This is a genomic window from Pseudomonas sp. NPDC088322, assembly GCF_044740745.1.
Lineage (GTDB): Bacteria > Pseudomonadota > Gammaproteobacteria > Pseudomonadales > Pseudomonadaceae > Aquipseudomonas > Aquipseudomonas shirazensis.
This window is the reverse complement of the sequence record NZ_JBIURK010000005.1, coordinates 94,026-108,628: the sequence shown is the minus strand read 5'-3', so window position 1 is coordinate 108,628 and position 14,603 is coordinate 94,026. Positions and strand designations below refer to the sequence as shown.

Genomic DNA, 14,603 nt, shown 5'->3' with positions numbered 1-14,603 from the left:
CTGCCTGACCCGTACCGTGATTGCCCATTCCGTCGAAGACCCGCTCTACTACCTGCATAACTTTCGCCAGGTGCTGGGGTGGGTCGCCCAGCGTTACCACGATCTGCTCGATGAGCCCGAGCAGGCTTTTCTGATTGCGTTCGAGCGCCTGCCGCAGCCCGCCCAGGCGCTGCTGGTACGTATGGTGATGCGCAAAGGTGAGCTGTTTCGCACTGACAAGCTGACCTATGCCGAGATTGGTGATGCCCACTCAGCCCTGCGACCGCTGGGAGAGCTGGGCTGGATCTGCGAGCGCGCGCCACTGACGATCGAGCAGTTGTTCGCCTTGCTGCGCAAAGACGAACTGGCAGAGTGCTTTGCCGCGCAGTTGGTCAGGCCACGGGCAGCCAAGGCTGATCTGCTGCTGCAGCTGCAAGCCCTGCAGCTGGAACCAAGGCCGCTGGCCCAATGGTTCGCCGGCTTTGACGTGAAGGTCATCCACTGGCGATTGCAGCCGCTGTGTGATCGGTTGCGCCTGCTGTTTTTTGGCAACCTCTACCAGGATTGGTCAGACTTCGTGCTCGCCGATACCGGCGTGCTGCGCTTTGAAAAAGTCCCTTTCAGTGATGACTCGCGCGCCCTGCGCAAACGTGCCGAAGTCGACCTGGCCATGGCCCTGCATCACTGCGCCGAGCGCCTGGAGCAGGGCGAGGCGCCGGCAACCCTGCTGGCGGAACTCGACGGCCTGCACAGTGACAACCCCTGGCTGGCGCGGCGGCGCTCGCGGTTGTTGTTCAGCGTTGGCCAGCACTGCGAGCGCCTGGCCGAATGGCAGCTGGCATTGGCGGTCTACGAGCAGAGCCGGCATCCTGAGGCACGTATTCGCCAGGTGCGTGTGCACGAGCGCAGCGAGCAGTGGAGCAGGGCGTACAGGCTTGCTGAGCAGATGGCCAGTGCGCCTGCCAACCCGCTCGAAACACAGGCCCTGGCGCGCATGCTGCCGCGCCTCGCACGCAAGCTCGGCGGGCCACCGACGCCGCGGCGGCGGGTTGGTGCGGTTACCCTCCTCGAACTCGAACTGCCCGCCGAGATGGCTGCGCTGGGTGTCGAGCGGGCCGTGCAGGAGCACCTGGCACAGGAGGGTGGCTCGGTGCACTACGTCGAGAACACCTTGTTCAACAGCTTGTTCGGGCTGCTGTGCTGGGAGCCGATCTTCGCGCCCGTGACCGGGGCGTTTTTTCACCCGTTTCAGAGCGCGCCGCAGGACTTGCATGACACTGACTTTCGCGAGCGCCGCAGCGCGCTGTTCGACAGCTGCCTGGGGCGGCTCGATGATGCCAGCCATGGCGAGTTGATCCGCGCGTGTTATCAGGCCAAATATGGCCTGCAGTCGCCGTTCGTGTTCTGGTCGATGCTGCCCACGGAGCTGCTTGAACTGGCCCTGAGCTGCCTGCCGGCAATGCATCTGAAACAGTGCTTCCTGCGCTTGCTGCAGGACATCCGCAACAACCGCACCGGTATGCCTGACCTGATTCAGTTCTGGCCGGAGCAGGGCAGCTACCGCATGATCGAGGTCAAAGGCCCGGGCGATCGGCTCCAGGACAATCAACTGCGCTGGATCGAATTCTGCCGCGAACACGGCCTGCCGGTTACCGTCTGCCATGTGCGTTGGGCGGCTGCCCAGGCATGAGTTATACCGTCGCCGTGCGCGCCTTGTGCGAATTCAGCGCCAAGGTCGGCGACCTCGACCTGCGCTTTACCCCATCACCCACTGCGCAGGAGGGCATCGCCGGCCATCGCCGGGTAGTGGCACGCCGCGAGGGGGGTTATGAAGCTGAAGTCAGCCTGCAAGGCCAATACCTCAGCCTGCAGGTGCGTGGCCGCGCCGATGGTTATGATCCGGCGCGCAACCGCCTCGAAGAAATCAAGACCCACCGCGGTGATCTGGCGCGCCAGCCTGCCAACCATCGCCAGTTGCATTGGGCGCAGGCCAAGGTCTACGCCTGGTTGCTGTGCCAGGCGCGGCAGTTACCCAGCATCGACGTAGCGCTGGTGTATCTGGATGTCGACAGCGACCGCCAAACGCTGATCAGCGAGCACTACAGCGCAGCAGATCTGCAGCTGTTTTTCGAGGTTCAATGCCAGCGCTTTCTTGCCTGGGCCCAGGCACAGGAGCAACGTTTGCAAGCGCGCGACCAGGGCTTGCAGGCAATGAGTTTCCCCTACCCGCAGTTTCGCCAGGGCCAGCGCCAGTTGGCCGAGACACTGTACAAGGCCGTCAGCACCGGTCGCTGTCTGATGGCTCAGGCCAGTACCGGCATCGGCAAGACACTCGGCACGTTGTTTCCATTGCTCAAGGCGGTGGTGCCGCAGCAGCTCGACAAGGTGTTCTTCCTGACCGCCAAGACCCCGGGGCGGGCACTGGCCCTGGATGCCCTGCGCCAGCTCACCGCCGCCAGCCCGCAGCCGGCTCTGCGCAGCCTTGAGCTGATCGCGCGGGACAAGGCCTGTGAATATCCAGGCAACGCCTGCCATGGCGAGTCGTGCCCGCTGGCCAAAGGCTTTTATGATCGCCTGGCGGCTGCCCGCGAGGCCGCTGGCGCTGTGCCGGTGCTGGATCGCGAAGCGTTGCGCGAGGTCGCGCTGGCGCATCAGGTGTGCCCTTATTATCTGGGTCAGGAGATGGCGCGCTGGGCTGACGTGGTCGTGGCGGACTACAACTATTACTTTGATGCCCACGCATTACTGTTTGGCCTCGCGCAGCTCAATCAGTGGCGCGTGGCAGTGCTGGTGGACGAAGCACACAACCTGGTCGAGCGTGGTCGGGCGATGTACAGCGCCAGTTTCGATCAGGGCCAGTTGCTGACGCTTCGGCAAAGCAAACCGCAAGGGCTGAGCAGCGCGCTGGATCGGCTCAACCGCCAATGGAATGCCCTGCATAAAGACCAGCGTGTCCCGTATCAAGCCGGCGAGCGCCTGCCAGAAGCCTTTATCGGGGCGTTGCAGCAATGTGTTGGCTTGATCCAGGAGCAGCTCAACCAATCGCCTCTGGGCATTGATCCGCTGCTGCTGCAGTTTTTTTTCCAGGCCCTGCAGTTCACGCGCATTGCCGAGCTGTTCGACGAGCACTTTCTGTTTGATGTCAGCGTGCGTAATGGCCCGCGTAACAGACGCCTGAGCACGCTGTGCCTGCGTAATGTGGTCCCGGCCCGCCTGCTTGGGCCGCGCATGAGCGCTGCGCGCAGTGTCACGTTGTTTTCTGCCACGCTCAGCCCTCGGCATTACTATGCCGATCTGCTTGGGATGCCGGCCGACACGGCCTGGCTCGATGTTGCCGCGCCGTTCCAGGCCGAGCAATTGCAGGTACGCATCATCAGCCAGGTGTCGACGCGTTACCGCGAACGGCAGGCGTCACTGGCGCCCATCGTCGAGCTGATCGCCGAGCAGTACCGCAGCAAGCCTGGCAACTATCTGGCCTTTTTCAGCAGCTTCGAGTACCTGCAACAGGTGGCCGCACTGCTTGCCGAGCGCTATCCGCAGTTGCCGCGCTGGGAGCAGGCCAGCGGCATGGACGAAGCTGCGCGCGAAGCGTTTCTGGCGCGCTTTGTCCCGGATGGCGAGGGCATTGGTTTTGCGGTGCTTGGCGGCGCATTCGGAGAGGGCGTCGACCTGCCGGGAACCCGCTTGATCGGCGCATTTGTTGCCACGCTGGGTTTGCCACAGGTCAATCCGATCAATGAGCAGTTCAAGCAACGCTTGGCCCGGCAGTTCGGCGCCGGCTTTGACTACGCCTATCTGTACCCCGGCGTTCGCAAGGTAATCCAGGCCGCAGGGCGGGTCATTCGTGGCGATCAGGACCGCGGCGTGTTGCTGTTGATCGACGAGCGCTTCGCTGAAACACGCGTTCAGCAGATGTTTCCCAAATGGTGGCAGATAGCTAGCGAATAATCCCCGCAGGCCCCATCGCACGGCATTGCAACTCCCAGTACACTGCGTGTTCCAACACTCACATTCGTTGAACTCGAGGTTTCTGCATGACGCTCAGTCCTTTGGCAGGCAAGCCGGCTCCGGCCAGTGTGCTGGTCGATATTCCCCGCCTGTTGACCGCCTATTACACCGGCCGCCCTGATGCGTCCGTGGCAGCCCAGCGCGTGGCCTTCGGCACCTCGGGGCATCGCGGTACGTCGCTGGAGTTGAGCTTCAACGAGGCGCATGTGCTGGCGATCACCCAGGCCATCTGCCTGTATCGTGAGCAGCAAGGCATCGACGGGCCGCTGTTCATCGGTGCCGATACCCATGCGTTGTCCGCGCCGGCGGCCGCCAGCGCGCTGGAAGTGCTGGCCGCCAACGGCGTGCAGGTGATGCTGTCCAAGGACGATGAATACACCCCAACGCCTGCGGTGTCGCACGCGATCCTTTGCTACAACCGCGGCCGCCAGAGCGGCATGGCAGATGGCATTGTCATCACGCCGTCGCACAATCCACCGCAGAGCGGTGGCTTCAAGTACAACCCGCCCAATGGCGGGCCGGCCGACAGCGACGTGACCAAGTGGGTCGAGGCCAAGGCCAACGAACTGCTTGGCGCAGATCTGGCTGGGGTAAAGCGCATGGACTATGCGCAAGCGCTGCAAGCGCCGACTACCCAGCGTCACGACTACTTGGGCAATTACGTCGCCGACCTGGAAAACGTGATCGATTTCGAGGTAATCCGCTCGGCCAACCTGCGTCTGGGCGTCGATCCGCTGGGCGGTGCCGGGGTACGTTACTGGCAGGCGATTGCCGACCACTACCAATTGAACCTGGAAGTGGTCAACACCGAGGTCGACCCGACCTTCCGCTTCATGTGCGTTGACTGGGACGGGCAGATCCGCATGGACCCGTCCTCGCCTTACGCCATGCAGGGCCTGATCGGCCTGCGCGACCGCTTCGATGTGGCCTTTGCCTGCGATCCTGATCACGACCGCCACGGCATCGTTACCGCCGAGGGCCTGTTGCAACCCAACAACTACCTGGCCGTGACCATCGACTACCTGTTCCGCAACCGCCCGCAATGGCGCAGCGATGCTGCAGTGGGCAAAACCGTGGTCAGCAGTGGTTTGATTGACCGCGTGACTGCAGCGCTTGGCCGCACCCTTTACGAAGTGCCAGTCGGTTTCAAGTACTTTGCTGCGGGTCTGTTCGACGGCTCGCTAGGCTTTGGCGGCGAAGAAAGTGCCGGCGCCTCGTTCCTGCGTCGCGACGGATCGGTCTGGGCCACGGACAAGGACGGGCTTATTCCAGCCTTGCTTGCCGCGGAGATGACTGCCCGCACCGGACGTAACCCGAGCCAGATCTATGCCGACCTCACTGCGAAGCTGGGCAAGCCCTACGCAACCCGAGTCGAGGCCAAGGCCGATCCACGGCAGAAAGCCCTGCTGAGCAAGCTGGCGCCCGAGCAGGTGACGTCGACTGAACTGGCGGGCGAGCCAATCGAGCAGATCCTCAGCCACGCGCCGGGTAACGCTCAGGCGATCGGCGGGCTCAAGGTGATGACGGCCAATGGCTGGTTTGCCGCGCGGCCGTCGGGCACCGAAGACATCTACAAGATCTACGCCGAGAGCTTTATCGACGAGGCGCACTTGCAGCGCCTGGTCAAGGAGGCTCAGGTGCTGGTGGATGCAGCTATCGCCTGACCAGCGAGCTGAGTTGAATATCGAAAGCAGAGAAGGGGCCTTGTGCCCCTTTTTTGTGGGCGAGCCTTGCGGCCTTCAGAGATAAGGCATTGCCGCCAATCATCGGCAATTTACATAGCCCCCTAATCAAGGCTTTGACATTCACTGCCTAAGCAGTAATATTTGCACACACATTTGTCTGAGCTGGGGTGCAAGCCGATGTCGCATTTCAGTCCTGAAAACTTCCAGACCTGCACGATCGGCATGCTGCTTGGCCGAGCGGCGCTGCTCAAGGACCGCATTCTTGATGCGCATCTCGAGGGCGAAGGTGTTACGGCCGCGCAATTCAAGGTGCTGATCATCGTCACTCAGTACCAGGTCGACACCCCGGCCGAGCTGTGTCGCTACCTGGGCCTGGACAGCGGCTCGATGACGCGCATGCTCGACCGCCTCGAACACAAAGGGCTGATCCTGCGCAATCGCTGCCCGGACGACCGCCGTCAGGTGCGCCTGGCCCTGACCGCCGACGGTCAGCGCCTTGCAGATCGCGTGCCCGAAGTAGGCGCAGCGGCAATGAACGAACTGGTCGGCGTGCTCCAGCCTGAAGAATTGCAGACCCTCGAAGGCCTGTTGGCCAAGGTCCTGCTCAATGCCGGCGACCCTCTGACGATCCGCCGCTTCGGCGATCGTTGATCCCTGTTACGAATTCTCCAAGGTACTGTCATGGCCACTCCTGCGGACACAACCCAATCTTCCCCGGCTCCGGAAAATTCGCGCAAGCGCAAGACCTGGCTGCTGGCCGTGCTCTTGCTGGTGGTACTCGGTGGCGCTGCTGCCTGGGCCTGGTACAGCCTGGTCGGGCGCTGGCACGAGAGCACCGATGACGCCTACGTCAACGGCAACGTGGTGGAAATCACCCCGCTGGTGACCGGCACGGTTACCAGTATCGGCGCCGACGATGGCGATCTGGTGCAGGCCGGCCAGGTCTTGCTGCGATTCGATCCCGCCGACAGCGAGGTTGCCTTGCAGTCATCCGAGGCAAAGCTGGCGCGTACCGTGCGCCAGGTCCGCGGCTTGTACAGTAACGTCGACTCGCTCAAGGCACAGATGCAAAGCCGCGCTGCGGAATTGAAGAAAGCCCGCGATAACTACAACCGGCGCAAGGTCTTGGCCGACAGCGGGGCGATCTCCCGTGAAGAGATCTCCCATGCCCAGGATGACCTGAGTTCCGCGCAAAGTGCCTTGGACAGCGCCCAGCAGCAGCTGAACACCAGTACTGCGCTGGTTGACGACACGCTGTTGGCCTCGCACCCGGAGGTGATGGCTGCCGCTGCCGATGTACGCCAAGCGTATCTGGATAACGCTCGCACTACCTTGGTTGCACCCGTTACAGGCTATGTTGCCAAACGCACCGTGCAGTTGGGCCAGCGCTTGCAGCCGGGCACTGCGACCATGGCCGTGATCCCGCTGGATGAGGTGTGGATCGACGCCAACTTCAAGGAAACCCAGCTGCGCAATATGCGCATCGGCCAGCCGGTAGAGATCAGCGCCGATCTGTATGGCAGCGACATCAAGTACACCGGCACCATCGACAGCCTCGGTGCCGGTACCGGCAGCGCGTTTGCCTTGCTGCCTGCGCAAAATGCCACCGGCAACTGGATCAAGATCGTCCAGCGGGTGCCAGTGCGTGTGCACCTTAACCCCGAGCAGCTGCGCGATCATCCGCTGCGCATCGGCTTGTCGACGGTGGTTGAAGTCGACCTGCACGATCAGACCGGCCCGACCCTGGCGCAACAGCCTCCGCAACAAGCCAGCTACAGCACCCAGGTGTATGAGCGCCAACTGGTCGACGCTGACCGGCTGATTGCGCGCTTGATCCATGACAACAGCGCCGCAGGCAAGACGGCGCAGCGATGAACAACAACGGCGCTGCGCAGTTCACTCCGCCAAGCCTGCTGCTGACCACCATTGGTCTGTCGCTGGCGACGTTCATGCAGGTACTCGATACCACCATCGCCAACGTCGCCTTGCCGACCATTTCCGGCAACCTCGGTGTCAGTTACGAGCAGGGCACCTGGGTGATCACCTCGTTTGCGGTGAGCAACGCGATTGCCTTGCCGCTGACCGGCTGGCTAAGCCGGCGTTTTGGTGAGGTCAAGCTGTTCATCTGGGCGACGCTGTTGTTCGTGATGGCGTCATTTCTGTGCGGGATCGCCCAGTCGATGCCTGAGCTGGTTGGCTTTCGCGTGCTGCAAGGGGTGGTCGCCGGGCCGCTATACCCGATGACGCAGACCTTGCTGATTGCAGTGTATCCACCGGCCAAGCGGGGGATGGCGCTGGCGCTGCTGGCGATGGTGACGGTTGTTGCACCGATTGCCGGGCCGATCCTGGGCGGCTGGATTACTGACAGCTACAGCTGGCCGTGGATTTTCTTCATCAACGTTCCAATTGGCCTGTTCGCCGCTGCCGTGGTGCGCCAGCAGATGCGCACGCGACCGGTCGTGACCAGCCGGCAACCGATGGACTACATCGGTTTGATCACCTTGATCATTGGGGTGGGGGCGTTGCAGGTGGTGCTCGACAAGGGTAACGACCTGGACTGGTTCGAGTCGTCGTTCATCATCATGGGCAGCCTGATCTCGGTGGTGTTCCTGGCCATCTTCATCATCTGGGAGCTCACCGACCGCCACCCGGTGGTGAACCTGCGGCTGTTTGCCCATCGCAACTTTCGCGTCGGCACCATCGTGCTGGTTGGCGGCTACGCAGGCTTTTTCGGCATCAACTTGATCCTGCCGCAATGGCTGCAGACGCAGATGGGCTATACCGCCACCTGGGCCGGGCTGGCCGTGGCGCCGATTGGCTTGCTGCCGGTGATCATGTCGCCTTTCGTGGGCAAGTATGCGCACCGCTTCGATCTGCGGGTGCTGGCCGGCCTGGCATTTCTCGCGATCGGCGCCAGCTGTTACATGCGCGCCGGCTTCACCAGCGAGGTGGACTTCCAGCACATTGCCCTAGTGCAGCTGTTCATGGGCATCGGCGTGGCGCTGTTCTTCATGCCGACCTTGAGCATTCTGCTGTCTGACCTGCCACCGCAGCAGATCGCCGATGGCTCAGGCCTGGCGACATTCCTGCGGACCCTGGGCGGCAGCTTTGCGGCATCGCTGACAACCTGGATCTGGATTCGCCGGGCCGATCAGCATCACGCCTATTTGAGCGAGCACATCAGCCAGTACGATCCCGCCACTCGGCATACGCTTGAGCAACTGGGGGGCGCCAGCCCGCAGAGCTACGCGCAGCTTGAGCAGATCGTCAACAGCCAGGCCTACATGATGTCGACGGTGGACTACTTCACCCTGATGACCTGGGTATTCGCCGGCCTGATCCTGTTGGTATGGTTTGCCAAGCCGCCGTTTACGGCCAAGGCCGGGCCGGCCTCAGCGGGACATTAGTTGTCAACTCAGGCAAGCAAGCGTTAGCCTTGTGCCATCAGTCGCCCAGGGGCAATCGATGGACAAGGTTATCGTGATTACCGGCGCCAGCCGTGGCATCGGCGCTGCTTCAGCGCGGCTTGCCGCTGAGCAAGGCTATCGTATCTGCATCAATTATCGTGCTGACGATCAGGCAGCCGAGCGCATCCTTGCCGAGGTCCGCGAGCGCGGTGCCGAAGCGATTGCCGTGCGTGCCGATGCCAGTGTCGAGGACGAGGTCATCCAGCTGTTCCAGCGCGTTGACCATGAGCTTGGGCCGGTAACGGCACTGGTCAACAACGCTGGTACCATCGGCCCGCAGAGCCGCCTGGAAGACATGTCCGAGTTCCGCCTGCTCAACCTGATGAAAACCAATGTGGTCGGGCCGATGCTGTGTGCCAAGCATGCTTTGCTGCGCATGGCCCGTCGGCACGGCGGCCAGGGTGGGGCGATCGTCAATGTGTCGTCGTTGGCGGCGCGCCTTGGTTCACCTGCGGAGTACGTTGATTACGCTGCGTCGAAAGGCGCGTTGGATACGTTCACCATTGGCTTGGCCAAAGAGGTGGCCGGCGAAGGCGTGCGCGTCAATGGGGTGCGGCCCGGTTATATTCTCACCGGCTTTCATGCGCTCAGCGGTGATGCCGAGCGCGTGCACAAACTTGAGGCAGGGTTGCCGATGGGGCGGGGCGGCCAACCAGAGGAAGTCGCCGAGGCGATTCTCTGGCTGCTGTCGGATAAGGCGTCCTACTCGACCGGCAGCTTTATCGAACTAGGCGGCGGGCGCTAGCCGAAATCCCCGTCATTCAGGACCGGCTTGCGATGGTGCTGACGGCGCCAACAGTTGACTAACGCGTTGGGCCAAGGTCTTAAGGTCAAAAGGTTTGAGCAGTATCTGCGAATTCATGCCTGTGCCGTTGTCGGTGCCTGTCGCGTCCAGCGTCTGCTCGAGCTGCTTTGGCTCACCGGAGGGCAAGACCTGGCCGTAGAACTCGACCCAGAAGTCCGCCTGACGGGGGGCAACTGGCGAATAGTTCTGCCCAGTGGGTCGATCCCGGCATGGGTGAAGCAAGCTGTATTAGTCAGTACATGCCGATAGTCGCTCAGCGGGCCTGCCGGGCCGTCGAAGAATTCGATGATGCAACAGCCCATGTCCATGGTGTCGAAGACAAAGCGATAAAGACTTTGCTCGCTTCACTGGCGCTGCGCGAGTTGTGCTTCAAGGGCGTTGTTGCGTTGCTGCAAGGCGTCCAGTTGCTGGCGCAAGGCGCGCAGTTGAGGGGTCGTGCATATTTGCATCCTGCGCTATATCTCACTGCGCAACTGTAGCTTGACTGGTCGGTCACCGCTAGAACGAGCGCACAATTCGCCCCAAGGTTTCCATGGCTTGCTCGGCGCTCGCATCCCATGGGCTGCCGTAGTTCAAGCGGATGCAGTTGCCGAAGCGCCGGGTCGGCGAAAAGATCGGCCCAGGGGCAATACTGATGCCTTGTGCGGCAGCCATATGAAACAGCTTCAGCGCATCCATTTGTTCTGGCAGCTCAAGCCACAGGAAATATCCACCAGAGGGCTGACTGACCCGCGTCTGCGCCGGGAAGTAGCGCGCAATCGCTGCCAGCATGCTCGCCTGCTGACCCTCCAGCGCATAACGAAGCTTGCGCAGGTGACGGTCATAGCCGCCGTGCTGCAGGTAATCGGCGATGGCCGCCTGCGCAGGCATGGATGCGCACAGCGAGGTCATCAATTTGAGCCTCTCTACCTTCTGCGCAAAGCGCCCGGCCGCGACCCAACCAATGCGATACCCCGGCGCCAGGCTTTTGCTGAACGAGCCGCAGTGCATTACCAGGCCATCGGTGTCGAAGGCTTTGGCCGGTTTGGGCGCTTGCTGCGAGTAGTACAACTCAGCATATACATCGTCTTCGATGAGCGGCACCTGATGCTGCCGGAGCAGTTCTACCAGTTCCTGCTTCTTGTGCTCAGGCATGCTCGCACCGACCGGGTTCTGAAAATTGGTCATGCACCACACCGCCTTGACCGGGTGCTTGTCCAGGGTCTGTGCAAGCACCCCAAGGTCCATCCCTTCACGCGGGTGTACGGGGATTTCCACAGCCTTGAGCTTGAGCCGCTCCAGTACCTGCAAGCACGCATAAAATGCCGGCGCTTCGATGGCCACCAGGTCGCCTGGCTCGGTGACTGCCTGCAAGCACAGGTTCAATGCCTCGAGCGCGCCATTGGTGATCAACAGCTCTTCCATCGGCAACATCAGCCCGGCGACCATGTAGCGCAGGGCGATTTGCCGGCGCAGTTGCGGGTTGCCGGGCGATAGGTCGGTGACCGCCATGCGCGGGTCCATTGCGCGGTTGGCGCTGGCCAATGAGCGCGACAGGCGTTGCAGTGGGAACAACGCAGGGCTGGGGAATGCCGAGCCAAACGGAACCGTATTGGGATCTTTGATCGAGTCGAGGATGGAAAATACCAGCCCGCTGACGTCAACCTCGGTTGACTCGCTGACTGGCGCCATGATCTGCGGCTCACTCATCTGCTGCGGCGCATGCGCATTGACGAAATAGCCTGAGCGCGGTCTGGCACGGATCAAACCTCGCCGCTCGAGCAGGTAGTAGGCCTGAAACACTGTCGACGGGCTGACCCCGTGGGTCTGGCTGGCGTAGCGCACAGAGGGCACCCGCTGGCCAGGGCCGAGTACCCCGGAGCGGATCAGTTCAGCAATGTCATCGGCAAAGCGTTCGTAGCGTTTCATGGGCGGTCGGCAGGCATGGTGATGGCTCAGTGTAAGGGATCAGCGGTTCAACGGCGCGACGAAGCGGCTGCGCGCGCTGCTGCGAATGCTTGGCTCGTCGCTGTCCTGGATCTCGAAGGTCAGGTCCTGGGCGCTGCTGCTAGGCCGCTCTGCAAGCATCGCGACCGATACCGGCAGCTCGCCCATTTCGCCGGCGCGCAAGGTGAATTCGGTGCTGCCGTGCAGCTCGAAGCCGTCCGCATCCACCAGGCGCAGCTGGTAGCGCTGTGGCTGCTGGGTCTTGTTGATGACCTTGAGCAAGTAGATATTCTCGATCTGGCCCAAGGCGTTTTCGCGGAACAAGCCGCGGTCCTTGATCACATCCAGCGACACCATCGACCGCTCCTGCAGGGCGAGCACCAGGGCGCCGATCATGACCACCAGCGCGGTTACATAGCCGAGCAGGCGTGGGCGCAGCCAGTGGGTGGAGCCGCCTTGCAAGGTGTGCTCGGACTTGTAGCCGATCAGCCCGCGCGGGTAGCCCATCTTGTCCATCACCCCGTCGCAGGCATCGATGCAAGCGGCGCAGCCGATGCAGGCCATCTGCAGGCCTTGGCGGATATCGATACCGGTCGGGCAGACCTGCACGCACAACGTGCAGTCGATGCAGTCGCCCAGCTGCTGCGCGCGCGGGTCGCTGCCTTTCTTGCGTGGGCCTCGCGCTTCGCCGCGACGCGGGTCATAGGCGACGGCCAGGGTGTCCTTGTCGAACATCACACCCTGAAAGCGCGCGTAGGGACACATGTGCATGCACACGGCTTCGCGCAGAAAACCGGCATTGAGGTACGTGGCGCCGGTGAAAAACAGCACCCAGAACAGGGCAACACCCGTCAGCTGCAAACTCAGCAGCTCCTGCGCCAGGGGGCGGATAGGCGTGAAGTAGCCGACAAAGGTCAGCCCGGTAAGTACGGCAATGGCCAGCCACAGCGCGTGTTTCAAGCTCCGCCGGGCAACCTTGTTCAGGCTCCATGGCGCTGCTGCCAGCTTGATGCGCTGATTGCGATCGCCTTCGCTGATTTTTTCGCACCACATGTACAACCAGGTCCAGGTGCTCTGCGGGCAGCTGTAACCGCACCAGACTCGGCCTGCGAAGACGGTGATGGCAAACAGGCCAAAGGCGCTGATGATCAGCAGCGCCGACAGGAGGATGAAGTCCTGCGGCCAAAAGGTGGTACCGAATACGTGAAATTTACTGCCAGCAAGATCCCACAGTACTGCCTGGCGGCCATCCCAGTCCAGCCAGGCCGTACCGAAGAACAAGGCAAACAAGGCACCGGCAAAACCGATCCGAAGATTGCGGTAGATGCCGCTGAAGCTGCGCGTGTGAACGGCGCCGCCGCTGTAACCGCTGCCTCTTTGGGCTGCTGGGGGTGTTACCTCAATCACGTGGTACGGAATCTTATCGCTCATGTCGCGTGGCTCATCAGGCTTCAACAGACCCGGGCACTATGGGCCGGTGACTGTTTGCAGCACAGACTCAGCTAAGGCGATAAAAACCGTATCAGTTATCTGGTGGGCCGCGGCGAACCCTTAGATTACCGAGCCAGGCTCACTTGCCTTCAGATGCCTGCGGCTATCTACCGCACCGATAACAGTGAGCGCGTCAGCCTCCGCTTCGGTGATCGGTATCCGCTCCCCGGCAAGCACAGCGACGGACATGCGCAGCTGCTCGTCAGTGACGATCTCGACTTCCGGGCCAGTGCCCTCGATCCGCAGCTTGTCGCCGATGAGCGTGCAGTGGCGGCTGTTCTGGTCAACTTCTATAGGCATGTCAGCGTCCTCTGGGTGGTTGCTATTAGTGACCGCACGGTTGCCCGGGTTGCTGCATTGGCTGATCGAACGGCACTTCGGCGTGGGCTGAGGGGTCAACCGTCAACACGGGCAGAGGAGGGTGTTAATGGAAAGCGGCTGGGAGAGGATTCTGGTTACTATCCAGACCGAGTTTGCCGATGTGACCAATGTCGAGGAGGTCACACGCATTCTGGTGCGTTTGCTGATGGCCGCGGTGTTGGGCGCCGTGCTGGGCTTTGAGCGTGAACACCGCGGCAAGTCTGCTGGCGTGCGTACGCACATGCTGGTCTCCGTGGGTGCAGCACTGTTCGTGCTGGCGCCGAGTATGGCCGGCGCAGATGCTCAGGCGCTGAGCCGGGTAATCCAGGGCATCGTTGCAGGTATCGGCTTTTTGGGTGCGGGTACCATTCTCAAAGGCAATGGCAAGGATCCCAGCCACGTCAAGGGGCTGACTACTGCGGCGGGCTTATGGATGACCGCAGCCATTGGGACGGCTGCCGGGATGGGGCGGGAGGCAACTGCGCTGATCAGTACGATCCTGGCGCTGCTGGTGCTGAGCACCATGCCCAAGCTGGTAGACAAGGTCGAAGGAGGCAACGATCAGAAGCAGCGGGAAGAAGAGGGCTGATAGCACTGAGGGGAGCCGAAGCTCCCCTCAAATCGTTGCTGCCTGCTCTGTTGTTATTATTGAAGACGGGCCTTTTGTTGTTTTTGTAAGCCTGCCTCGGTGCTGCGAGCAACCCCCATGCGGGGTCAAGAGCAAACGTATTTTTTTGAGCGCTGACCTGCTTTCATCATGTTGATCCGACCGTGACTGTGGCTACCTGGAGGTAGTTTTGTTGTTCTGTGTCAGGCCGCGGGGTTAACCCCCAGGAAACCAGTTCTACTCCAAAAAAATCTGCTTGCTACGCCTCTGCCGTG

General features: G+C 61.9%; 12 protein-coding genes. 9 read left to right on the top strand and 3 right to left on the bottom strand.

Translation table 11 applies throughout. The annotated features are described in order from the left end of the window. Positions 1 to 16 precede the first annotated feature (16 nt). The 8 genes from ACIOAU_RS14080 (at position 17) to ACIOAU_RS14045 (ending at position 10,423) form a co-directional block, all read left to right on the top strand. Positions 17 to 1,669 (top strand): VRR-NUC domain-containing protein, encoded by a 1,653-nt coding sequence (locus ACIOAU_RS14080; RefSeq protein ID WP_401182674.1) that lies wholly within the window; start codon positions 17 to 19, stop codon positions 1,667 to 1,669. After that, positions 1,666 to 3,927, top strand: a complete 2,262-nt coding sequence (locus ACIOAU_RS14075) for an ATP-dependent DNA helicase (RefSeq protein ID WP_401182671.1) — start codon at positions 1,666 to 1,668, stop codon at positions 3,925 to 3,927. The genes ACIOAU_RS14080 and ACIOAU_RS14075 overlap by 4 nt, the downstream gene beginning before the upstream one ends. An 86-nt stretch (positions 3,928 to 4,013) precedes the next feature. Beyond that, the gene (gene pgm, locus ACIOAU_RS14070; protein WP_188036086.1) at positions 4,014 to 5,651 is read left to right on the top strand and encodes a phosphoglucomutase (alpha-D-glucose-1,6-bisphosphate-dependent); all 1,638 of its coding nucleotides are present in this window, start codon (positions 4,014 to 4,016) and stop codon (positions 5,649 to 5,651) included. Between the two features lie 198 nt (positions 5,652 to 5,849). After that, positions 5,850 to 6,323: a MarR family winged helix-turn-helix transcriptional regulator gene (locus ACIOAU_RS14065; RefSeq protein ID WP_101323035.1), complete on the top strand. Its 474-nt coding sequence runs from the start codon at positions 5,850 to 5,852 to the stop codon at positions 6,321 to 6,323. Between the two features lie 30 nt (positions 6,324 to 6,353). After that, on the top strand, positions 6,354 to 7,547 hold the full coding sequence (locus ACIOAU_RS14060; protein ID WP_150572570.1) for an HlyD family efflux transporter periplasmic adaptor subunit: 1,194 nt from the start codon (positions 6,354 to 6,356) through the stop codon (positions 7,545 to 7,547). Continuing rightward, positions 7,544 to 9,079 carry a DHA2 family efflux MFS transporter permease subunit gene (locus ACIOAU_RS14055; protein ID WP_150572569.1) on the top strand — a complete coding sequence of 512 codons (1,536 nt, stop codon included), beginning with the start codon at positions 7,544 to 7,546 and terminating at the stop codon, positions 9,077 to 9,079. The genes ACIOAU_RS14060 and ACIOAU_RS14055 overlap by 4 nt, the downstream gene beginning before the upstream one ends. A gap of 58 nt (positions 9,080 to 9,137) precedes the next feature. After that, complete coding sequence (locus ACIOAU_RS14050; protein ID WP_401182666.1) at positions 9,138 to 9,884, top strand: SDR family oxidoreductase; 747 nt, start codon at positions 9,138 to 9,140, stop codon at positions 9,882 to 9,884. Positions 9,885 to 10,153: 269 nt separating this feature from the next. Further along, positions 10,154 to 10,423 (top strand): hypothetical protein, encoded by a 270-nt coding sequence (locus ACIOAU_RS14045; protein ID WP_150569118.1) that lies wholly within the window; start codon positions 10,154 to 10,156, stop codon positions 10,421 to 10,423. 19 nt (positions 10,424 to 10,442) lie between these two features. On the opposite strand, the gene mapR is transcribed toward ACIOAU_RS14045, so the two are convergent. From mapR to ACIOAU_RS14030, 3 genes are all read right to left on the bottom strand, one after another. Then, positions 10,443 to 11,852, bottom strand: a complete 1,410-nt coding sequence (gene mapR, locus ACIOAU_RS14040; protein WP_150569119.1) for a GntR family transcriptional regulator MpaR — start codon at positions 11,850 to 11,852, stop codon at positions 10,443 to 10,445. 39 nt (positions 11,853 to 11,891) lie between these two features. Beyond that, positions 11,892 to 13,301 (bottom strand): cytochrome c oxidase accessory protein CcoG, encoded by a 1,410-nt coding sequence (gene ccoG, locus ACIOAU_RS14035; protein WP_401182661.1) that lies wholly within the window; start codon positions 13,299 to 13,301, stop codon positions 11,892 to 11,894. 120 nt (positions 13,302 to 13,421) lie between these two features. Beyond that, on the bottom strand, positions 13,422 to 13,661 hold the full coding sequence (locus tag ACIOAU_RS14030; protein WP_103437523.1) for a DUF3203 family protein: 240 nt from the start codon (positions 13,659 to 13,661) through the stop codon (positions 13,422 to 13,424). 127 nt (positions 13,662 to 13,788) lie between these two features. On the opposite strand from ACIOAU_RS14030, the gene ACIOAU_RS14025 reads away from it, so the two are divergent. Then, positions 13,789 to 14,310, top strand: coding sequence for an MgtC/SapB family protein (locus ACIOAU_RS14025; RefSeq protein WP_101319794.1), 522 nt, complete (start codon positions 13,789 to 13,791; stop codon positions 14,308 to 14,310). The last annotated feature ends 293 nt before the right edge of the window (positions 14,311 to 14,603 follow it).

Bases quoted from the DNA above. Each gene is read 5' to 3' on its own strand.
- ACIOAU_RS14025 (WP_101319794.1), top strand. From the start codon at position 13,789: ATGGAAAGCGGCTGGGAGAGGATTCTGGTTACTATCCAGACCGAGTTT.
- ACIOAU_RS14050 (WP_401182666.1), top strand. From the start codon at position 9,138: ATGGACAAGGTTATCGTGATTACCGGCGCCAGCCGTGGCATCGGCGCT.
- ccoG (WP_401182661.1), bottom strand. From the start codon at position 13,301: ATGAGCGATAAGATTCCGTACCACGTGATTGAGGTAACACCCCCAGCA.
- ACIOAU_RS14060 (WP_150572570.1), top strand. From the start codon at position 6,354: ATGGCCACTCCTGCGGACACAACCCAATCTTCCCCGGCTCCGGAAAAT.
- ACIOAU_RS14055 (WP_150572569.1), top strand. From the start codon at position 7,544: ATGAACAACAACGGCGCTGCGCAGTTCACTCCGCCAAGCCTGCTGCTG.
- mapR (WP_150569119.1), bottom strand. From the start codon at position 11,852: ATGAAACGCTACGAACGCTTTGCCGATGACATTGCTGAACTGATCCGC.
- ACIOAU_RS14065 (WP_101323035.1), top strand. From the start codon at position 5,850: ATGTCGCATTTCAGTCCTGAAAACTTCCAGACCTGCACGATCGGCATG.
- ACIOAU_RS14030 (WP_103437523.1), bottom strand. From the start codon at position 13,661: ATGCCTATAGAAGTTGACCAGAACAGCCGCCACTGCACGCTCATCGGC.
- pgm (WP_188036086.1), top strand. From the start codon at position 4,014: ATGACGCTCAGTCCTTTGGCAGGCAAGCCGGCTCCGGCCAGTGTGCTG.
- ACIOAU_RS14075 (WP_401182671.1), top strand. From the start codon at position 1,666: ATGAGTTATACCGTCGCCGTGCGCGCCTTGTGCGAATTCAGCGCCAAG.
- ACIOAU_RS14045 (WP_150569118.1), top strand. From the start codon at position 10,154: ATGGGTGAAGCAAGCTGTATTAGTCAGTACATGCCGATAGTCGCTCAG.